Source organism: Marinobacterium iners DSM 11526 (assembly GCF_900107855.1).
In the GTDB taxonomy this organism is placed as follows: Bacteria; Pseudomonadota; Gammaproteobacteria; order Pseudomonadales; family Balneatricaceae; genus Marinobacterium; species Marinobacterium iners.
On the sequence record NZ_FNRJ01000021.1, the window covers coordinates 1 to 19,683 of the forward strand.

The 19,683-nt window shown below is 56.6% G+C and carries 20 protein-coding genes and 1 riboswitch; of the genes, 11 read left to right on the forward strand and 9 right to left on the reverse strand.

All coding sequences use genetic code 11. The features are described 5' to 3' along the window. Positions 1–332 (forward strand): hypothetical protein (locus BLV48_RS19240; protein WP_217633042.1); only part of this gene is annotated, 332 nt, incomplete at its 5' end. Here BLV48_RS19240 and BLV48_RS16250 read toward each other — a convergent pair. The 3 genes from BLV48_RS16250 to BLV48_RS16260 form a co-directional block, all read right to left on the reverse strand. Continuing rightward, a complete protein-coding gene (locus tag BLV48_RS16250; protein WP_175527709.1) occupies positions 312–758 on the reverse strand; it encodes a universal stress protein in 447 nt (148 codons plus the stop codon). The genes BLV48_RS19240 and BLV48_RS16250 overlap by 21 nt on opposite strands. Beyond that, a complete protein-coding gene (locus BLV48_RS16255) occupies positions 758–3,355 on the reverse strand; it encodes a TRAP transporter permease (protein WP_091827848.1) in 2,598 nt (865 codons plus the stop codon). Before BLV48_RS16255 ends, BLV48_RS16250 begins: the two co-directional genes overlap by 1 nt. Before the next feature lie 69 nt (positions 3,356–3,424). Beyond that, positions 3,425–4,405, reverse strand: a complete 981-nt coding sequence (locus BLV48_RS16260) for a TAXI family TRAP transporter solute-binding subunit (RefSeq protein ID WP_091827849.1) — start codon at positions 4,403–4,405, stop codon at positions 3,425–3,427. A 213-nt stretch (positions 4,406–4,618) separates the two neighbouring features. Here BLV48_RS16260 and pfkA point away from each other — a divergent pair, with 213 nt between their 5' ends. Both pfkA and BLV48_RS16270 read left to right on the forward strand, forming a co-directional pair. After that, complete coding sequence (gene pfkA, locus BLV48_RS16265) at positions 4,619–5,623, forward strand: 6-phosphofructokinase (protein WP_091827850.1); 1,005 nt, start codon at positions 4,619–4,621, stop codon at positions 5,621–5,623. A gap of 11 nt (positions 5,624–5,634) precedes the next feature. Then, entirely contained in the window at positions 5,635–6,240 is a 606-nt protein-coding gene (locus tag BLV48_RS16270; RefSeq protein WP_091827851.1) for a DUF502 domain-containing protein, read from the forward strand. Here the strand turns inward: BLV48_RS16270 and BLV48_RS16275 are convergent. The 4 genes from BLV48_RS16275 to BLV48_RS16290 form a co-directional block, all read right to left on the reverse strand. Further along, complete coding sequence (locus tag BLV48_RS16275) at positions 6,237–6,878, reverse strand: MBL fold metallo-hydrolase (RefSeq protein ID WP_091827852.1); 642 nt, start codon at positions 6,876–6,878, stop codon at positions 6,237–6,239. The two genes, BLV48_RS16270 and BLV48_RS16275, sit on opposite strands and share 4 nt — an antisense overlap. A gap of 63 nt (positions 6,879–6,941) precedes the next feature. After that, positions 6,942–8,570 (reverse strand): methyl-accepting chemotaxis protein, encoded by a 1,629-nt coding sequence (locus BLV48_RS16280; RefSeq protein WP_091827853.1) that lies wholly within the window; start codon positions 8,568–8,570, stop codon positions 6,942–6,944. A 132-nt stretch (positions 8,571–8,702) separates the two neighbouring features. Further along, a complete protein-coding gene (locus BLV48_RS16285) occupies positions 8,703–9,596 on the reverse strand; it encodes a CHAD domain-containing protein (RefSeq protein WP_091827854.1) in 894 nt (297 codons plus the stop codon). 15 nt (positions 9,597–9,611) lie between these two features. After that, a complete protein-coding gene (locus BLV48_RS16290) occupies positions 9,612–9,803 on the reverse strand; it encodes a zinc ribbon domain-containing protein (RefSeq protein WP_091827855.1) in 192 nt (63 codons plus the stop codon). 100 nt (positions 9,804–9,903) lie between these two features. Further along, a riboswitch (TPP riboswitch) is annotated at positions 9,904–10,000 on the forward strand. Between the two features lie 57 nt (positions 10,001–10,057). Between BLV48_RS16290 and thiD the strand changes: the two genes are divergently transcribed. The 7 genes from thiD to thiC are packed head-to-tail and all read left to right on the forward strand — an operon-like array spanning position 10,058 to position 16,682. Further along, the gene (gene thiD / locus BLV48_RS16295) at positions 10,058–10,876 is read left to right on the forward strand and encodes a bifunctional hydroxymethylpyrimidine kinase/phosphomethylpyrimidine kinase (RefSeq protein ID WP_091827856.1); all 819 of its coding nucleotides are present in this window, start codon (positions 10,058–10,060) and stop codon (positions 10,874–10,876) included. A 3-nt stretch (positions 10,877–10,879) separates the two neighbouring features. Beyond that, positions 10,880–11,617 (forward strand): ABC transporter ATP-binding protein, encoded by a 738-nt coding sequence (locus tag BLV48_RS16300; protein WP_091827857.1) that lies wholly within the window; start codon positions 10,880–10,882, stop codon positions 11,615–11,617. After that, a complete protein-coding gene (locus BLV48_RS16305; protein WP_091827858.1) occupies positions 11,617–12,384 on the forward strand; it encodes an ABC transporter permease in 768 nt (255 codons plus the stop codon). The genes BLV48_RS16300 and BLV48_RS16305 overlap by 1 nt, the downstream gene beginning before the upstream one ends. Next, positions 12,384–13,316, forward strand: coding sequence for an ABC transporter substrate-binding protein (locus BLV48_RS16310; RefSeq protein ID WP_091827859.1), 933 nt, complete (start codon positions 12,384–12,386; stop codon positions 13,314–13,316). The genes BLV48_RS16305 and BLV48_RS16310 overlap by 1 nt, the downstream gene beginning before the upstream one ends. 8 nt (positions 13,317–13,324) lie before the next feature. Further along, positions 13,325–14,089, forward strand: a complete 765-nt coding sequence (locus BLV48_RS16315) for a TenA family protein (RefSeq protein ID WP_091827860.1) — start codon at positions 13,325–13,327, stop codon at positions 14,087–14,089. After that, positions 14,064–14,750: a thiaminase II gene (gene tenA, locus BLV48_RS16320; protein ID WP_422730702.1), complete on the forward strand. Its 687-nt coding sequence runs from the start codon at positions 14,064–14,066 to the stop codon at positions 14,748–14,750. The genes BLV48_RS16315 and tenA overlap by 26 nt, the downstream gene beginning before the upstream one ends. A gap of 42 nt (positions 14,751–14,792) precedes the next feature. Further along, positions 14,793–16,682, forward strand: a complete 1,890-nt coding sequence (thiC, locus tag BLV48_RS16325) for a phosphomethylpyrimidine synthase ThiC (protein WP_091827861.1) — start codon at positions 14,793–14,795, stop codon at positions 16,680–16,682. Between the two features lie 26 nt (positions 16,683–16,708). Here the strand turns inward: thiC and BLV48_RS16330 are convergent, their stop codons facing one another. Together BLV48_RS16330 and BLV48_RS16335 are read right to left on the reverse strand one after the other, a co-directional pair. After that, the gene (locus BLV48_RS16330; RefSeq protein WP_091827862.1) at positions 16,709–17,410 is read right to left on the reverse strand and encodes a class I SAM-dependent methyltransferase; all 702 of its coding nucleotides are present in this window, start codon (positions 17,408–17,410) and stop codon (positions 16,709–16,711) included. A gap of 70 nt (positions 17,411–17,480) precedes the next feature. Further along, positions 17,481–18,560, reverse strand: a complete 1,080-nt coding sequence (locus BLV48_RS16335; protein WP_091827863.1) for a TRAP transporter substrate-binding protein — start codon at positions 18,558–18,560, stop codon at positions 17,481–17,483. 184 nt (positions 18,561–18,744) lie between these two features. On the opposite strand from BLV48_RS16335, the gene BLV48_RS16340 reads away from it, so the two are divergent. Further along, on the forward strand, positions 18,745–19,647 hold the full coding sequence (locus BLV48_RS16340) for an SIS domain-containing protein (RefSeq protein ID WP_091827864.1): 903 nt from the start codon (positions 18,745–18,747) through the stop codon (positions 19,645–19,647). Positions 19,648–19,683: the final 36 nt, after the last annotated feature.

Sequence of the window (19,683 nt, forward strand, 5' to 3'; positions counted from 1 at the left end):
GCTCAAGGTATTACACAACGCTAAATGAATATTCAGTTAGGTTGCTTGCCTTGATTAAGCTTTGTGTGCTCAATCCTGACAAGCGCCCACACATATTACCTGATCAATTTGTTAAAGAGCGGGCTTGGCCAACCGCACCGTTCGGTGCAACCTGTTGTCTCAAGCGAGGCGCGTATTCTACCGCAACCCGTTTCAGTGTCAACCGTTTTTTTCGTTTGTTTTCACTGCCTTGGCGGAGAAAACAACGCGCGGTCAGCGCTGATGAGGTGGCGTATTCTACAGCGATTCGGATCGCTGTCAACGCCTCGATATCACTTTTTTTGCTTTGCTAATCGCAGCACCATTACCGAGCAGTGCGCACGCTCAACCACCCGCGAGGTAACCGAGCCGATCAGTATGTTTTCCATACGCGAATAGTTGTGACTGGGCATAACGATGAGGTCGACGTCCAGCTTATTTGCCTGCTTGATTATCTGCTTGGCCGCATTGCCTTCACAGATATGTTCATAGCAATGAGCCAACTCCGGAACGGTTTCCTTGATCAATTGCGCAAGCTCACATTCAAGCTCCTTCAACGCCTTCTCAACTGTATCTTCCGGAAAGTAGGCGGCGACCATTGGCATATTGAGCCCGGGCATTACCGACATCACATGCAGCTCGGCCTCAGGCCCTGCCAAATAGCGTGCTGCCTCACGCAACGCTTCCTGCGCTGTATTTCGGTCCTGCATATCAATCGGCAGCAGTATTTTATTAAACATCATGCCTCCTGTGTCTCTGGTGCAGATGCCCGTCTCCGACGTATCTGCAACCATGCCAATGCAGCCAGCAGCAAGAGAGCTGGTAAATACATCCATTGTTTATCCGGTCGATCTGCCTCAACCTGAATGGACAAAATTTCCCAGTCAAAGTCGAAGCCTGCGTCCTGCGCTGCACTGCCAAATGCAACCAGATCAACAATCACGCTGTCATCATTTATATTGAGCACCAGGCCAGCATTCTCAAGCCGCTCGGCTCCACTACTGCCCTCTTCTAACGGCAGACGAATCAGTCGAGTAACTTCATCGCCATCTATTGTCATTCCCCTCGCTTGAATCATCAGGTGGCCATTGGCAGGAACCTGTTCTGCCAGCCATTCAATCTTCTGAGCCGGTTCGTTGATTACAGGTGGATAAACTTCATCCCACCAGAAGCCAGGACGGAACAGTGTAAATGCGATCAGTAACAGCAACAGGGTTTCATACCAACGGCTTTTCACCAGCCAGTAGCCTTGAGTCGCAGCTGCAAAAATCAGCATGGCAATCACCGCAGTCGCAATGGTGACCAGCAGATGCGGAATGCTCTCTATACCCATCAGCAACAACTCAGTGTTGAAAATAAACATAAAGGGCAAAACCGCTGTGCGGATGTCATAGGTGAAACCCTGAACACCGGTTCTGATTGGGTCTGAGCGTGCTATCGCTGCAGCAGCAAACGCAGCAAGCCCTACGGGCGGTGTGTCATCGGCCAATATTCCGAAATAGAACACAAACAGGTGTACGGCGATCAGTGGCACAATCAGCCCCTGCTGAGCCCCCAGGGTCACGATGACCGGAGCCATCAATGTGGATACGACAATATAGTTTGCTGTTGTTGGCAGCCCCATACCCAACAGCAAGCTAATGACAGCAGTGAACAGCAGCATCAGCATGATATTGCCCGCCGAAATGAACTCAACGAACTCGGTCATAACCAAACCGATTCCGGTCAACGTAACAGTTCCCACGACAATACCCGCCGCTGCAGTTGCCACGCCGATGCCTATCATGTTTCGAGAGCCTGTCACCAGCCCATCAAGCAGATCGCAGAAGCCTTCCTTTACCCCCTGTCCAAACGCACCCTGGGCCCGGAACATGGCTTTTATCGGCTTGTGTGTAAGCACAATCACTACCATGAACACAGTTGCCCAGAACGCGGACAGCCCCGGAGAAAAGCGCTCCACTGTCAGGCACCACACGAGTACAAAAACCGGCAGCAGAAAATAAAGACCCGACTTGACGGTCGGTGCTGTTTCAGGGAGTTCGACTATATCTGAGTCAGGATCATCCAGTTTCAGATCTGGGTAAGCTGCGGAGTGGCGAACCAGCCAGAGATAAGCCACAAATACGATTGCGGCCATAATCCAGTAACTGGCACTACCTATGTAACTCTTGGTCCAACCAAAACCATAATAGAGTCCAAGTGAGACAACACATACGCCCACTATAATACCAACCCAGGTCGCCAGCCTCTGAGCAAGGGTACCGCCATCATTACGCTTCGGCAGACCTTGCATGCCCGCCTTCAACGCCTCCAGGTGCACGATATAAATCAGTGCAATATAGGAGATCAACGCCGGCAGAATGGCATGCTGAATTACTTCAATATAGGAAATGCCCACATACTCAACCATAAGGAAGGCTGCTGCCCCCATGATCGGCGGCGTAAGCTGACCGTTAGTAGATGCTGCAACCTCAACAGCCCCGGCCTTGTAAGCGGGAAACCCCACGCGCTTCATCAATGGAATGGTAAAGGTACCCGTAGTTACAACATTGGCGATGGAAGAACCGGATATAAGGCCTGATAACCCTGAAGACACCACCGCAGCCTTTGCCGGCCCTCCGCGCATGTGCCCCAACAGAGAAAACGAGACCTTGGTGAAGTAGTTGCCGGCGCCTGCCTTTTCAAGCAAAGCGCCAAACAGCACGAACAGAAACACAAAGCTGGTGGATACGCCCAATGCAACCCCGAACACCCCTTCAGTAGTCAACCACTGGTGCGACATCGCCTTGTTAAGGCTTGCACCCTTATGGGCAATCACATCCGGCATGTAAGGCCCTGCGAATGTATACGTCAAAAATACTGCCGCAACGACCATCAACGGTGGCCCCAGAGCGCGTCGAGTTGCCTCAAGCAACAGCAGCATTCCCATAACAGCTACCACCACATCCGCGGTGATCGGTGCACCCGAGCGTCCGGCCAGTTCCGCTTCAAAAATGACCAGATAGGCAGCAGAGAAAGCACCCAGGAGTCCAAATATCCAGTCCTGGATCGGGATGTGGAAACGTGGTGAACGTTTCAGCGCCGGGTAAGCGGTATAAGATAAAAATATGGCAAATGCCAGATGGATGGCACGAGCCTTGGAATCATTGATGGCCCCGAAGTCCAGCATAAAAGGAAGTGGCGAGGCATACCAAAGCTGAAACAGAGCCCAGGCCAGTGCAACCCCCCAGAGAAGGCGCCCAGGCAGGCCCTTGGGAGAGCGAGCACCGCTGTCGGACTGTGCGACCAGTGCCTGAATATCGTCATTGGAGGTTTGCTGCTTGTCTTCCTGAGTCACGATCTACACCCTTGTTTCAGACAGAAAGGAGGGGGTGAGCAGGGGGAGTCGCCCCCCTGCTGCCGGTGCTTAAAGCAGGCCGGCTTCCTTGTAGTACTTCTCTGCACCCGGGTGCAGGGGTGCCGTCAAGGCATCTCGTACCATCTCTTCCTTGCTCAGGTTTTCAAAAGCAGGATGCAATTTGCGGAAGGTGTCGAAGTTCTCGAAAACCGCCTTGACCACATTATAAACCACATCATCAGGCACACTGGCAGAGCTTACAATCGTGGCACCCACACCGAAGGTTACAACATCATCAGGATTGCCCTGATACATGCCACCCGGGATCACAGCCTTGCGGTAGTAGCTGTTCTCATTCACCAACATGTCGATGGCCGCGTCATTCACTTCTACCAGATTGCTTTCACAGGAGGTGGTTGCCTCCTTGATTGCGCCGCTTGGGTGGCCAACAACGTAAACCATTGCATCAATTTTGTTGTCACACAGTGCACTGGCCTGCTCTGAAGCCTTCAGCTCAGATGCCAACGCAAAATCGCTGTTGGTCCAGCCCTTCGCCTTCATGATGACTTCGATGGTACCGCGCTGACCTGAACCCGGGTTGCCGATATTGACCCGCTTGCCCTTGAGGTCATTGAAGTTCTTGATACCAGCGTCGGCTCGCGCAACCACAGTGAACGGCTCGGGGTGAAGTGAAAAAACGGAGCGCAGATCCTTGTTTGCCCCCTGTTCGGCAAAGGCATCGGTGCCATTGTAGGCATGGAATTGCCAGTCGGACTGAGCTACACCCATGTCCAGCTCCCCGGCACGGATTGTATTCAGGTTATAAATGGAGCCACCCGTACTTTCGACCGAGCAGCGGATGCCATGCTCAGAACGGTCCTTGTTAACCAGACGGCAGATGGCACCACCTGTGGGATAGTAAACTCCCGTCACCCCGCCGGTACCGATGGTAATAAAGCTTTCCGCACTCGCCGTTGTTGGTGCGGTCAGACCTGCAGCCATTACACCTGCCGCCATCGCGGCTGAGATCAGTGTTTTTTTCAACGCCATGTTCAACTCTCCTGTTTGATCGGAAATCTGCGGTCACGCACCCGTGCCGGGTCGGACTCAGAGCTTTCAGTATTGGCCAGCATTGCGCCGGCATCAACCTGCAACAGAATTTTTTTACTGCAAAAACCGTAACATGGATCGTTTCCACTTCTATCACGATAACGCAATAATTCAGTTATAGTGTCAGCATGCCCACTCACCAGGGAGTCGTTTATGTACAGTCTGCCTGATCTTGAACCCATCCGTGATTTCGACGCCATAGCGGTTCTGACCAGCGGTGGAGATTCGCCCGGCATGAACCCGGCCGTTCGAGGCGTCGTGCGAGCGGCCCTGAACAGCGGCGTGCAGGTATACGGTATTCAAAAAGGATACAGTGGCCTGGTAGCCGGAGACCTGCGCGTGATGACATCGTCCTCTGTCCGTAACATCGTACAGCGCGGTGGCACCATTTTGAAAAGTGACCGCTGTGAGGCGTTCAAGGACCCAGAGATACGGCAGCAGGCCGCAGCCAACCTGAAAAATGCCGGAATAGGTGCGCTGATCGTAATTGGTGGGGATGGCTCGCTGACGGGGGCTCATCTACTGGCTGAAGAGAGTGACATTGCCGTTATCGGACTTCCTGGCACCATCGACAACGATATCTTCGGTACGGAAGACACCATTGGCTTTGATACCGCCGTCAATACCGCCCTGGATGCCATTGATAAGATCCGTGATACCGCCTCGTCGCATGAGCGTTACTTTCTGGTAGAGGTCATGGGCCGAAACTCCGGCTTCCTGGCCACTCATGTAGGTATTGCCGCCGGTGCCGAGATGGTGATTGTGCCGGAGTACCAGGTAAATATCGAAGAACTGGGGCGCCAGCTATGTGAAAATCGCCGAACAGGCAAGGGTTCCAGCGGCATTATTGTTGTAGCAGAGGGACGTGAGCCCGGCCTTACCTACAGGCTGGCTCAGCAGCTGCAGCAGCAGGGCGAAGATCCAAGGGTCTGCATTCTCGGCCATATTCAGCGCGGAGGGCATCCGAGTGGGCATGATCGGGTACTGGCCTCTGGACTGGGTGCCATGGCCGTAAGCTATCTGCTGGCGGGTTATAACGACATTATGGTAGGCGTGTCCGAAGGTGCCATACTGGATATTCCTCTCGATAGCGTAATCCGTTATCGCAAGGGACTTGACCCGCAACTGTTCGAACTGGCGCTGCTGCTGCACAAATAGAAGGGATATCCATGAACACTCTGATTCGGCTATTTTTCAAGGGATTGCTGGTACTGCTGCCGGCCGTTATCACCTTTTATCTGGTATATGCCATTTTCATGGCCCTGAACAACACCCTGTTCTCGGCGCTTGGCCGACTGTTTCATCAGTTGCTGCCCCAGCTCGAGCCTGGCTGGCCCACCACTCTTCTGGCTATCGCCTCGACACTGACACTGATCACGGTAGTGGGCATACTGGCCAATAACTACCTTGGCCGTTATCTGGTCAGGCGATTTGAGCAACTGATGAAGCGGATACCGCTGGTGAAGCTGCTCTATAACGCTGTAGGAGATCTGTTCAACGCACTGTTGGGTGAGGACAAGCGCTTCAACAAGCCAGTACTGGTTTGCTTGAGCGAAGAAGCAGGTGTGCGTGTTGCCGGATTCATCACAGCTGAGGATTTATCACACTGGGGGTTGAATGAAGAGGTAGCTGTTTACCTGCCACAATCATACAACTTTGCCGGAAACCTGATTATCGTCCCTGCCAACCGGGTTACAGCTCTGGACCAGCCGGCCGGGGACGTTACCACCTTTATCGTCAGTGGTGGTGTTTCCTCAAAGAGTCGGGAACATTAGCCAAACCGACTGGCAATGAACGGATTGGTCAGCCGCTCCTGACCGAAGGTCGACATGGGACCGTGCCCGGGTATGAAACGTATTTCATCGCCCAATGGCAAAAGCTTTTCCTTGATCGAGCGGATAAGGGTGGCATGATCCCCCCGCGGGAAGTCCGTGCGACCAATGGAGCCCTGAAACAGAACATCACCCACCAGTGCCAGTGACGAGTCTGCGTGGTAAAACACGACGTGACCAGGCGTATGTCCCGGGCAGTGTATCACCTGCAGTTCAACCTCACCGAAGTTGACACGATCACCCTCTTCCAGCCAACGGTCCGGCGTGAACACATCCACATTCGGAAAACCGAACATCTGACTCTGCTTGGGCAATCCCTCAATCCAGAACTCATCCTCGTGACCCGGTCCTTCAATGGTCAGGCCCAACTCATGAGACAGCGCAGCGGTTCCACCAGCATGGTCTATATGAGCGTGAGTCAGCAGAATCTTTTCCAGCGTTACCCCTTCTTCGGCAATGGCAGCCTTGATAAGGGGCAGGTCTCCGCCGGGGTCGACCACGGCTGCCTTGCCGGTCTGCTCACACCAGAGCAGAGTACAGTTCTGCTGGAACGGGGTTACCGGGATGATGCGATATTTCATAATTCTCCGCGCATGTTCAGACATTTCGCCCCAGTATATCCCCCTGTTGCCAACAGGCCCAGATCAGGTACTGAAGCGATTGATCTGTTGCTGCAGACTGCGTGACAGCTGCTGCAGCTGTTCACCACTGGCCGCCACGGTATTCGCAGCCGCAACAGTGCTTTCAGAAGCTTGGGTGATACGCAGCAGATTGGAGTTCATCTCTTCCGATACCTGACTTTGCTCTTCGGCCGCCGCTGCCACCTGTACGCCCATGTCACGGATGAGCGCCATCTGTTCCACGATACGGCTCAGCTCCTTGCCCGCATGCTGGGCTGTTGTGACACTGGCATCCGCACGTTCCTTGGAACGCTCCATCACTTCAACAGCCCGCTGAGCAGCCGAACGCAAACGATCGTTCATGCTGCGAATCTCTTCGGTAGAGCCCTGGGTCCGCTGCGCCAGCTGGCGGACTTCATCAGCCACCACCGCAAAGCCTCTGCCGGACTCACCGGCTCGAGCCGCCTCAATCGCCGCATTCAGCGCCAGCAGGTTGGTCTGTTCGGAAATGGCCTGGATCTGACCCAGCACCTGGCCGATCTGAACCGTATCACCTTCCAGAGCCTGAATCACCTCAGCCGCTGCATCAACTTCGCGAGCAAGCGCCTGAATACGTTCAACGGTATCTTCAACGTCATGGTTGCCTTCATCAGCCTCATGATCGGCACTTTCAATCGCCGCCGCCGTCTCACCGGCACTACGGGCAACCTCATGCACACTGGCGGCCATCTCGTTCATGGCGGTGGAGAGCAGCTCAGCTTCCTGCGCCTGTGCATCCAGCGCCGCGCTGGTTTCCTCGGCACTGCGGGCCAACTCTTCAGCACTGGCTGATACCTGGGTCGCCGAGCCGGCAATCTGATGAACCAGATCCTGGAACACGCCCAGAGTTTCATCGATACGCCGACCCACCTTGCCCAGCTCATCCCGGCTGGTCAGCTCGGTACGCACCCGAAGATCACCATTGGCAGCACGCTTCATCACGTCACTGATAATATCAAGAGGCATTATTATCGTGCGTCCGATAGGAATCGCACACAGTATCAGAAGGGCCAAGGCAACGAGCAGCTGAAGACTAAGGTGTATGAGGTCTTCCATGAACGCCGCATTCAAGTCATCCATATATACCCCTGTGCCAATCACCCAACCCCAGGGCTCAAAGGATTTGGCCAGCGTCAGCTTTGGCTGAGGCTCGGTACTGCCGGCTTTGGGCCAAAGATAACTAAATGCCTCTACCTTTTTTCCACCGCCGATCATCGCTGCCATCTGCGCAAATACAGGTACCCCATCCGGGGTTCTTGCTGATTTCAGATTACGACCTGCCTGAGACGTATCGCCCCCATGTACCAAAATGTCGGCGTTGGCATTGAGAACAAAGAAATACTCATTGCCGGCATAGCGCATGTTTTCCAACAGGGTACGTGCCTGCTGCCGCGCCTCATCGCTACTCAGCTCACCTGCAGCTACACGTGCCTGCAAGGAAGCTGTCAGGCTCAGGGTAGTGTCCAGTAATGAATTCAGCTGGGCTTCACGCTCCTGCTGAAGTGAGTGGCGCATATCCAGCAGTGCTGTCGAAGTTAGAAACAGCAACATAAAACCGGCAATACCGATCAACAGCCATAATTTGGCACGAACTCTGAGGTTTTTGAAAAACATGGGGGCCTACCTGCTTAATTCATAATTTGCGCAACTTTCGTCGCCTAATGCACACAGATTAACATAGTGTCTATCGAGGTAAAGATCCTTTAAATCAAATGCTTATATGAACACTGCCTAATCTTTAAACACCTAATGCTTCCAGCACCGATACAACTGTTTTGCCCGCTTGCGAGCCCGCTTTGCGTAGATCTCGTCGGTAAGGACGTCAATTTCGCCAAGCGCGTTTAGACGGGCTGCCTTAATGCCTGTGCTCACCTGATCCAGATCCTCTTGCCGAAAACAGGCACGAGCCTCTTCCATCTGCACAGTCAGTACATCCAGGTCATGCAGTCGTCCCAGAGCACTTCCGAGCGCTTTAACCTGGCTAATCCATTTGGGAGCGGTTTCATCCAGCAACCAACCACTTTGGAACAATAGTAACTTGACCCACTTCCTCCAGCGGTGCATCGGCTCCATGGCATGCTTTTGCAGTGCTTCGTGGGCAAGGCTACTGCCCTTGCGGCAGGTTTGCTTCAGCCCTTTGTGCAGATGTCGTTTACTCATTGAACTCAGATCAATGGCCACAATAGCCTGCTCCAGCCTCAGCAGTGTCTGCACAACCTGCAACAATGCCGGTTCATTCACTGTCACATGTCCAAGTACCTGCACCAACCCCGACAACAATCGTTGGCGAACATCCGGCGGGAGGTCTGCACTCACCCAATCCAGCGTTTCCTTCATGACCTGCGCATCGCGACTGGAGGCAAGCGGCTTGGCCAGTCCCTTGCTCAAACGCTCGAGCCTGCTGTAGTCCGTGGTTTTCAGCCCAGGCTTCAGCAGACGCCAGAGCGCACGCAGGCGCTTACTGTCCACACGTGTCTGGTGCACGATCTCGTTCAGTGATTCGGTATCGGCATCAGCCCGCAGCGCAAGTCGGTCACGCATATTGGTTAGCAATTGCAGAGCAATGCAGCGTATTTCAACGTCCAGCGGCTGACTCGACTCCAGCAGTCTCTGCCGGCTTTTTTCAATTTCTGGTTGCATAACGACTCCCTGTTACTAGCCACCTTCACGCTCAACGCTAACCTCGGGGCGCTCTTGATCACCTACGCTGACCTGAACCTGAATCGGGCTGCAACAGACTGGACAATCCTCTGTGTATTCCTGCTCAGGCTCTGTCACTTCGATCATCAGACTGATCGGCTCACTGCACCAGGGGCACAACAGATCGACATTTTCCAGCGGATTCATGGCATCTACTCCTGCTCAAAAGGTGCCGGCCTGACCTGAAAGCAGCCGGCATCTGGTTACAGCATAGACAGTGGTAGCGCTTGTGCCTAAACTAGCCACAGATTCTTGGTCGGGGTGCCCACACTGGATGGGCTGAGATGAGACCCGCTGAACCTGATCCGGCTTGTACCGGCGTAGGAAATCGAGATGACCGTTACTATCACTCCATGCATGCCCATGGCTGGTGCGGTTTTCTCCCGTACTGGAGCATCCGCATGACACACGCACACACACCCATCGCTCTCACTATCGCCGGCTCCGACAGCGGCGGCGGTGCCGGTATTCAAGCGGATCTGAAGACTTTTTCAGCACTCGGCGTATTTGGCACCTCGGTGATCACCGCCCTGACGGCACAAAACACCCGTGAAGTTCGTGCCATCCACGACGTTCCACCCGCCTTTATCGCCGATCAGCTTAATACCGTGCTGGACGATATCCACATCGATGCGCTCAAGATCGGCATGCTCAGCCGTCCGGAAACCATTACAACCATCGCGACTATTCTGCGTGACCGTGGCCTTCGCAATATCGTGCTTGACCCAGTCATGGTCGCCAAGAGCGGCGACAAGCTGCTGGCAGACGAGTCGGTTGAGGCGCTGCGCAGCGAGTTGCTACCGCTGGCGACCCTGATCACCCCCAACCTTCCGGAGTCAGCCGTATTATTGGGCGCGCCGGAAGCGACCGATACGGATGCAATGCTGACACAGGCCAGAGAGCTGCTGGCACTGGGCCCTCAGGCGGTACTGGTCAAGGGCGGCCACCTGACCGACTCGGCAAGTGACGACAGCGCCGATCTGCTGCTGATGGACGGGCAGACCCACTGGCTGCCGGCCAAACGCATCCCCACCGCCAACACCCACGGTACCGGCTGCACTCTTTCCTCCGCGATTGCCGCCGGATTGGCCAGGGGGCGGGATATGCACACTGCCGTGGCCGAAGCCAAGACTTATATCACGGCAGCCATCACGGCAGCCGATCGGCTACAGGTGGGTTCAGGGCACGGCCCAACTCATCACTTCCACGCCTGGTGGTGAGCCTTGGATATTGAACTTCGTCAAGCCAGCCTGAACTGGCAGCAGCACTGCGTATTCAGCGACCTGAATCTGACACTGCCAAGTGGGCAGTGGACCTGCATTCTGGGCCAGTCCGGTGTCGGCAAAAGTTCCTTGCTGCAGCTGCTCTGCGGCATTGCCGACGAGGCCAGCATCAGTGGCGAGATTCACTGCAGTGATGGCCTGCCACTGGCTGGCCGCGTAGCCTGGATGTCCCAGCAGGATCTGCTGTTGCCCTGGCTGAATTTACAAGACAACGTGTTGCTTGGCGCCAGGCTGCAACAGGGCCGCAAACCCTCAGGCGAACAGCGTGAACTGGCCGGATATTTGCTGCAGCAGGTGGGTCTGAACGATCGAGCCACTGCCCTGCCGGGGCAGCTGTCCGGCGGTCAGCGCCAGCGTGTGGCACTGGCCCGCACTCTGTTTCAGGATCAGCCACTGGTCTGCATGGATGAGCCCTTCTCTGCGCTGGATGCGATCAACCGGCTCAAACTGCAGGACTTGGCCGCCGGGCTGCTGGCCGATCGAACCGTGCTGATGATAACCCATGACCCACTGGAAGCCCTGCGCCTGTCGGATCGTGTACTGGTGCTGCAAGGCTCCCCAGCACGCTTGTCGGACCCGATAGTGCCGATTGGAAGCACACCCAGACCGGTCACCGACCCTGCCCTGCTTGAGCTGCAGGCACAGCTGCTTCAGCTGCTGATGGAAGGTGCCGCATGATGCAGGTTCTGCGCCCACTGATCATCACCACCGGATTGCTGCTGATCTGGCAACTGATTGTCTGGCTGACCGATGCCCCCACATTCATTTTGCCCGGCCCCCTGCGCGTGCTGGAAACTCTGTTCAGTCAGTTTCCACTACTGATGAAGCACGCCGGTGTCACCCTGATCGAGATTTTGCTGGGCCTGATGCTCGGCGTGCTGCTGGGGCTGGCGAGCGCTCTCTCACTGGTAACCTGGGGCAGCCTGCGCCGTTGGCTGCTGCCGGTTTTGGTGGTCAGCCAAGCGATCCCGGTATTTGCACTGGCGCCGGTTTTGATGCTCTGGCTTGGCTACGGCATGACCTCCAAAATCGCCATGGCCACGCTGATCATCTATTTCCCGGTGACCGCTGCCTGCTTCGACGGCCTGCGCCAGACGCCCAGCGGCTATCTGCAGCTGGCGCGCACCCTCGGCGCCAGCCGCCGCGCCCAGCTGTTGCAGATCCGCCTGCCCGCTGCCCTGCCTGCCCTTGGCTCCGGCCTGCGCGTCGCCGCGTCAGTGGCACCCATAGGTGCCGTGATCGGCGAATGGGTCGGTTCCTCCACCGGACTGGGCTATCTGATGCTGCACGCCAACGCCCGCATGCAGGTGGATTTGATGTTTGCCGCCCTGCTGGTGCTGGCCTTCATGGCACTGGCCCTCTATTTCTCCGTCAACCTGATCGCACGACGACTCACCCCCTGGCTGGATGAGTCCACGTCGTCCGCACCCCGAGGTACTTCATAATGAAACGATTGACTGCATTGCTCTGTGGCTGCCTGCTCTCAACACAGGTACTGGCAGCCGACAAGGTCGAGCTGCTGCTCGACTGGTTCATCAACCCCGATCACGGCCCGCTGATCGTCGCTCAACAGAAGGGCTACTTCGCCGAGCAGGGGCTGGAGGTGAATCTGGTGGAGCCTGCCGACCCGTCGATGCCACCCAAGCTGGTTGCCGCCGGCAAGGCCGACATGGCGCTGACCTACCAGCCGCAGCTGCACGTGATGGTTGGTGAAGCACTGCCACTGACCCGCATCGGCACCCTGATCGCCACACCGCTGAACTCGCTGGTGGTTCTGGATCAGGGCCCGATCAAGACCCTGGCCGACCTCAAGGGCAAGAAGGTGGGTTACTCGGTGGGCGGCTACGAGGAAGCGCTGATGCGCGCCATGCTCAAGCCGCACGGCCTGACCCTGAACGATATCGAGATGGTCAACGTCAACTGGTCGCTGTCGCCGTCCCTGATCACCGGCAAGGTCGATGCGGTGATCGGCGCCTACCGCAACTTCGAACTGAACCAGATGGATATCGAGGGCCATCCGGGCCGCGCCTTCTACGTAGAAGAGGAAGGCGTCCCCGCCTATGACGAGCTGGTACTGGTGATCAACAACCAGGATCGGGGTGACAAACGCTTCGCCCGTATGATGGCCGCACTGGAACAGGCGACCCAGTACATCGTCAACCACCCGGATGACGCCTGGAAAGCCTTCGTCAGCTACAAGCCAGACGAGCTCAACACCGAACTCAACCGTCGCGCCTGGGCCGACACCCTGAGTCGTTTCGCGCTGCGTCCGGCAGCACTGGATAAGGCCCGCTACCAGCGCGTCGGCGCCTTCATGCAGGAACAGGGCTTGACCAAAAGCAATCCGCCGGTGGCCGACTACGCCATCGTGCCCTGAACACCCACATGGATAGCTTTGAGCCAAACAAAATGGAAAGCCCGATGACCTTTGCCGATTACCGCCAACAGCACCCACAGCAGCCGCTGAGCGAACAGCTGCGCGGCTACGCCGAAACCGACTGGAACCGGGCGGTGAACCATGCGTTCACCGACGCGCTGGGCGATGACCGCCTGGCCGACGAGGTCTATGCCCGCTACCTGGTGCAGGACTACGCCTTCATCGACACCCTAGTCAACCTGGTCGCCCGCACCCTCGCCAACGCTCCGGCGATGCCGCCAAAAGCCGTGCTGGCCGGCTTCCTGGCGGCGCTGACCAGCGACGAGAACACCTATTTCCTGCGTTCCTTCGAAGCACTGGGGCTGAGCGAGGCCGATTACCTGAACCCGGCATTGCACCCGGTCAGCCGGGCGATCATCGACACCATGAAGGCGTCCGAAGTCAGTTACGAACGCGCCATCATCTGCCTCTGCGTCGCCGAATGGTCCTATTTGAGCTGGTCGCAGCAACAGGCGAAAAAGCCGCGCGGCAGCCGTTTCTATCTGCAGGAATGGATCGACATCCATGTGCTGCCCGAGTTCGAGCAGTTCGTCGCCTGGCTGCGCGGCCAGGTGGACAGCTTTACCGACCGCAATGACGCCACGCTGGAGGAACTGGCCAGGCTGTTCCACCAGATGTGCGTGCTGGAACACCAGTTCTTCAGCGCCAGCCTCGACCCCGCAGCCGTAACCGAACAGGAGGTACCCCGTGTCTGCAAACGTATCTGCGAATAAGTCACTGTACGACCATCTAAAAACCCGGTGTGCCGATGACTGGAACGCCTATATCCAGCACGACTTCGTGCGCCAGCTGGGACAGGGAACCTTGCCCAAGGAATGTTTCCAGCACTATCTGAAGCAGGATTACCTGTTTTTGATCCAGTTCAGCCGTGCCTGGGGTCTGGCCGTATTCAAAAGCGAAGACCTGGACAGCATGCGCTACGCCCAGGCCGGTCTCAACGCCATGCTGGATACCGAAATCGGGTTGCATGTCGACTACTGCCGCGACTGGGGCATCAGCGAAAAACAGTTACAGGCGTTGCCGGAAGCCTCGGCCACAGTAGCCTACACCCGCTATGTACTGGATGCAGGATTCGCCGGCGATCTGCTCGACCTGCACGTGGCGCTGGCGCCCTGCATCATCGGCTATGCCGAAATCGCCAACTGGCTGACCGAACAGCCGGATACCCTCCGCGAAGGCAACCCGTACAACGCCTGGATCGAGATGTACCTGAGCGAGGAATATCAGCAGGCGGCCGCCACCGAACGTGAGCTGCTGGACAGGCTGGGGCAGGATCTTCCCGCCAGCCGTCTGGCCGCACTGGAACAGCGCTTTAGCACCGCCACCCGCATGGAAGTCAGTTTCTGGCAGATGGGCCTGGATCTGGCCGATTAAGCCCCCTGACACGCACAAAAAACGATAAAACCGGAGAGTGAGATGAGTACCCAACAGCCGAGTTCCATGCCCCTTAACCAGAGTGCACAGGTCGACAGGGACTCCGTGCAGCCCTTCCCGAAGTCCCGCAAGGTCTATGTTGAAGGCAGCCGCCCCGATATCCGCGTGCCGATGCGCGAAATCACCCTGGACGATACACCGACCGACATGGGCGGCGAAAAGAACGATCCGCTGTATGTCTACGACACTTCAGGCCCCTACACCGATCCGGACGCCTGCATCGACGTGCGCAAGGGCCTGGCACCGCTGCGTGAAAACTGGATTCTGGAACGTGACGACACCGAGCAGTTGGACGGACTGACCTCCGAATACGGCCGCGCCCGTGCCGCCGACTTGCGTCTGGACGAACTGCGCTTCGAGCTCACTCGCAAACCCCGTCGTGCCAAACCCGGAAGAAACGTGACCCAGCTGCACTACGCACGTCAGGGCATTATCACGCCGGAGATGGAATACATCGCCATCCGCGAGAACATGAAGCTGGCCAAGACCAAGGCTGAGGGCAACATCGTCGCCGAGCAGCATCCAGGCCATAACTTCGGCGCCTACCTGCCGGAGGAGATCACGCCGGAGTTCGTACGCCAGGAAGTGGCTGAAGGCCGTGCCATCATCCCGTGCAACATCAACCACCCGGAACTGGAACCGATGATCATCGGCCGCAACTTCCTGGTGAAGATCAACGGCAACATAGGCAACTCCGCAGTCACCTCCTCCATTGAGGAGGAAGTCGCCAAAATGACCTGGGGCACCCGTTGGGGCTCAGACACCATCATGGATCTGTCCACCGGCAAGAACATTCACGAAACCCGTGAATGGATCCTGCGCAACTCGCCGGTTCCCATCGGTACCGTGCCGATCTACCAGGCGCTGGAGAAGGTTAACGGCATCGCCGAAGACCTGAACTGGGAGGTATTCCGCGACACCCTGATCGAGCAGGCGGAACAGGGCGTGGATTACTTCACCATCCATGCGGGCGTGCTGCTGCGCTACGTGCCGCTGACCGCCAAGCGCATGACCGGCATCGTCTCCCGTGGCGGCTCCATCATGGCGAAATGGTGCCTGGCTCACCACGAGGAAAACTTCCTCTACACCCATTTTGAAGAGATCTGCGAGATCTGCAAAGCGTATGACGTAGCCTTTTCCCTGGGCGACGGCCTGCGTCCGGGCTCGGTCTACGACGCCAACGACGCCGCCCAGTTCGCTGAGCTGGAAACCCTGGGCGAACTGACCAAGATTGCCTGGCAGCACGATGTGCAGGTGATGATCGAAGGTCCGGGCCATGTGCCGATGCACATGATCAAGGAGAACATGGACAAGCAGCTGAAGGAGTGCCACGAAGCGCCCTTCTACACCCTGGGCCCATTGACCACCGACATCGCGCCGGGCTACGACCACATCACCTCCGGTATCGGCGCGGCGATGATCGGCTGGTACGGCTGTGCCATGCTCTGCTACGTGACGCCGAAGGAGCACCTGGGTCTGCCCAACAAGGATGACGTCAAGACCGGTATCATCACCTACAAGATCGCGGCGCATGCGGCCGATCTGGCGAAAGGTCATCCCGGCGCGCAAATCCGCGACAATGCCATGTCCAAGGCGCGCTTCGAATTCCGCTGGGAAGACCAGTTCAACATCGGTCTGGACCCGGACACTGCCCGTGCCTACCACGATGAAACATTGCCGAAGGAATCAGCCAAAGTGGCGCACTTCTGCTCCATGTGCGGACCCAAGTTCTGCTCCATGAAGATCTCCCAGGAGGTCCGTGAGCTGGATGATGCGCAGGTCGCGGCGATCAATGCCCAGGCGGAACAGGGCATGAAACAGAAGTCGGAAGAGTTCAAGGACAGCGGCGCCGAGATCTATCACAAGGTGTGACGGCTGCCGGCAGCGGTGCGCCAGGCTTACAAAGGCCTGCGCGCCGCGATCTGGACCGCTCGGCCGCTGCGGATCGATTCATCCGCCAGCACTTCGTAACCGGTCAGGCTCAGTAGCGCCAGCAAGTCATAGTCGTGATAGCGGTTGTGTTCGAAGTAATCCTCAAACAGGGCAGCCATCGCCTTGGCGTCCTGTTTTTCATCCAGTCGATCCTGACCAAATTTATGGGTCAGAAAACTGCCCAACGGCTGGCGCACCATATCAACCAGAATCAGTACACCACCCGGCTTAAGCCAGTCATGCAGTTGCTGCAACAGCACCAACGGCTGATGCAGTTCGTGCAATAAACGGTTCGCCAGCACCGCATCTATGGATTCGGCTTCAAACAGATCTGCCGGTGGGTCATTCAAATCAGCCACACGAATGCTGAAGTCGTAGTCGTCCTCGCAAGCCTGCTCCAGCATGTAAGGGGCTGCTTCAACCCCAACCAGATCCAGCTCGGGGCCGCTCAAGGACAAATCTCGCAGAAACAGCCCCGGGCCACAGCCCAGGTCTACCACCCGGCTGCCACGGGACAAAACAGGCTCTGCATGCTCTGCCCAGAAGCGGCGGAACAGGTCATCATGGTTGCGCGCATGTCCCTCTAGGGTTCGCTGAGCCGCCACAGAACCATCACCACCGTGGTGACGGGTCAAATAGTCCCTGAGGGTTTGAAGTTGATCCGACATTGATATCTCCCAAAAAACAAGGCCGGACAGTGCCCGGCCTTGAATCCTCTTCAGTGCAGCAGCCTGCAGATCAACTCAGCGAACGGCCATTGATATAGGCCTGCTCAGCCACAGCCGTCCATTTTTCAACCTGAGCCCGATAGGCCACGAAGGAGTCATACACTTTCTTGGTGATGGCATCCTTCTGCGCCTCTTCCGCCACCACTTCATCAGAGATTTCACGCAGCTTGCGCATCACGTCTTCCGGGAAGTTGCGCAGCTCGACGCCGTGCTCGCTCACGAGCTGTTCCAGCGCACGGTTGTTCTTCACCATGGACTCGGCCAGCATATCCTGGTTGGCTACCCGCAGTGCCGCACGCACAATTGCCTGCAGATCATCGGGCAGAGCCTCAAACGCTTCCTTGTTGATGAAACATTCCAGCGTGGTGCCCGGCTCATGCCAGCCCGGGTAGTAATAGTATTTAGCTGCCTTGTGCAGACCGAACGCCAAATCGTTGTACGGACCAACCCACTCGGTGGCATCAATGGCACCGGACTGCAGTGACGGGAATATCTCACCACCGGGCAGCAGTACCGGAGTACCACCGGCACGCTTGAGCACCTCGCCACCCAGGCCCGGGATACGCATTTTCAGACCCTTGAGGTCCTCAACGCTGTTGATCTCCTTGTTGAACCAGCCGCCCATCTGCACACCGGTGTTACCGGCAGCTCCGGCAACCAGGCCAAACTGGTCATACACTTCCTGCCACAGCTCCATGCCACCACCGTGGTAGAGCCAGCCGTTCATCTCCTGAGCCGTCAGACCAAAGGGTACGGCAGAGAAAAACTGAGCGGCCGTACTCTTGCCCTTCCAGTAATAGGCGGCACCATGACCCATTTCCGCCGTACCGCGGGAGACGGCATCAAAGATCTCCAATGCCCCGACCAGCTCACCGGCACCATACACCTTCACTTCGATGCGGCCATTGGTCATCTGCTTGATCATATCGGCCAGATGGTTGGCACCCGTGCCCAGGCCCGGGAAGTTTTTCGGCCAAGTGGTGACCATCTTCCATTTGTATTCCGGCGCGGCCATCGCCTTACCGGATACCAGGGTACCTGCTGCGACTGTAGCGGCTCCAGCACCCTGAATGAATTGTCTGCGTTTCACGGCTCTTGTTCCTTATGCTTTATAATTTGTTGTTAAGCGTGGATAACGTTTTTGAAATTAGCATGCTCTCATACAGGCTGCAATTACCTGAATGCAGGCCAGAACAGCACTTGAGCAGCATTGGGCCGATACCGTTTTCGTTGTTATACTCCTGACCTTCTGCTGATAATCGGATGTGACGGAGATGAACTCCTTCAACCTGCTCAAATCAATTGCTGAAGCCCGCTCTGACCTGCGCAAGTCTGAGCAGAAAGTGGCTGACTATGTGCTGGCCAACCCCAATGACGTAATTCACATGCGTATTGTGGATCTGGCATCCGAAGCACAAGTCAGTGAACCGACCGTAGTACGCTTCTGTCGTGCGCTGGATTACGATGGCTTTCAGGACTTCAAGCTGACACTGGCTCAGGGTCTCGCCAGCAACGCCAGCTATGAACAGTTCTCACTCGATTCCAAAGACACAGTGATCGAGTTTAAGCAGAAGATCTTCGACTCCATGATCGGCAACTTGATCAATATCCGCGATCAGCTTGATCCCGGCACCCTGGAAGAGGCGATCGACTGTCTGGCAAAGGCAAACCGGGTCGAGTTTTACGGTTTCGGGGCATCGGCACCGGTCTGTGCCGATGCCCAGCACAAGTTTTATCGGCTGATGGTATCGGCAGCTGCCTATTCCGACCCTCACATGCAGACCATTTCGGCCCTGACGCTTGGTGAAGGTGATGCCGTTGTAGCCATTTCCCAAACGGGCCGTACCAAGGATCTGCTGCATACCGTCAAACTGGTGAAGGACAAGGGCGCAACCGTGATTACCCTCTGTCCGGGCAACACCCCCCTTGCCGATCTGGCAACCATTCCCATTCATGTCGATGTGGAAGAGGACAAGGATCTGAGCACGCTGATGTCCTCGCGCGTCGTACACTTGGTCATCATTGATGTCCTGGCCGTTGGCGTGGCCATGAAACTGGGACCGGTACTGTTGGATCACCTCAAGACCATCAAACGCAGCCTGCGCAGCCTGCGCCAGAACGACAAGCGAATTCCCACCCTGCGCCGCGGATCAGACAGCGAGGATGACGGCGAATAGAGCCGTCATTCATCTCGCTGCAACACGAAGCCTCTA

Coding starts and splice junctions, on each gene's coding strand:
- BLV48_RS16250 (WP_175527709.1), bottom strand. CDS start 758: ATGTTTAATAAAATACTGCTGCCGATTGATATGCAGGACCGAAATACA.
- BLV48_RS16260 (WP_091827849.1), bottom strand. CDS start 4,405: ATGGCGTTGAAAAAAACACTGATCTCAGCCGCGATGGCGGCAGGTGTA.
- pfkA (WP_091827850.1), top strand. CDS start 4,619: ATGTACAGTCTGCCTGATCTTGAACCCATCCGTGATTTCGACGCCATA.
- BLV48_RS16270 (WP_091827851.1), top strand. CDS start 5,635: ATGAACACTCTGATTCGGCTATTTTTCAAGGGATTGCTGGTACTGCTG.
- BLV48_RS16275 (WP_091827852.1), bottom strand. CDS start 6,878: ATGAAATATCGCATCATCCCGGTAACCCCGTTCCAGCAGAACTGTACT.
- BLV48_RS16280 (WP_091827853.1), bottom strand. CDS start 8,570: ATGTTTTTCAAAAACCTCAGAGTTCGTGCCAAATTATGGCTGTTGATC.
- BLV48_RS16285 (WP_091827854.1), bottom strand. CDS start 9,596: ATGCAACCAGAAATTGAAAAAAGCCGGCAGAGACTGCTGGAGTCGAGT.
- BLV48_RS16290 (WP_091827855.1), bottom strand. CDS start 9,803: ATGAATCCGCTGGAAAATGTCGATCTGTTGTGCCCCTGGTGCAGTGAG.
- thiD (WP_091827856.1), top strand. CDS start 10,058: ATGACACACGCACACACACCCATCGCTCTCACTATCGCCGGCTCCGAC.
- BLV48_RS16305 (WP_091827858.1), top strand. CDS start 11,617: ATGCAGGTTCTGCGCCCACTGATCATCACCACCGGATTGCTGCTGATC.
- BLV48_RS16310 (WP_091827859.1), top strand. CDS start 12,384: ATGAAACGATTGACTGCATTGCTCTGTGGCTGCCTGCTCTCAACACAG.
- BLV48_RS16315 (WP_091827860.1), top strand. CDS start 13,325: ATGGATAGCTTTGAGCCAAACAAAATGGAAAGCCCGATGACCTTTGCC.
- thiC (WP_091827861.1), top strand. CDS start 14,793: ATGAGTACCCAACAGCCGAGTTCCATGCCCCTTAACCAGAGTGCACAG.
- BLV48_RS16330 (WP_091827862.1), bottom strand. CDS start 17,410: ATGTCGGATCAACTTCAAACCCTCAGGGACTATTTGACCCGTCACCAC.
- BLV48_RS16340 (WP_091827864.1), top strand. CDS start 18,745: ATGAACTCCTTCAACCTGCTCAAATCAATTGCTGAAGCCCGCTCTGAC.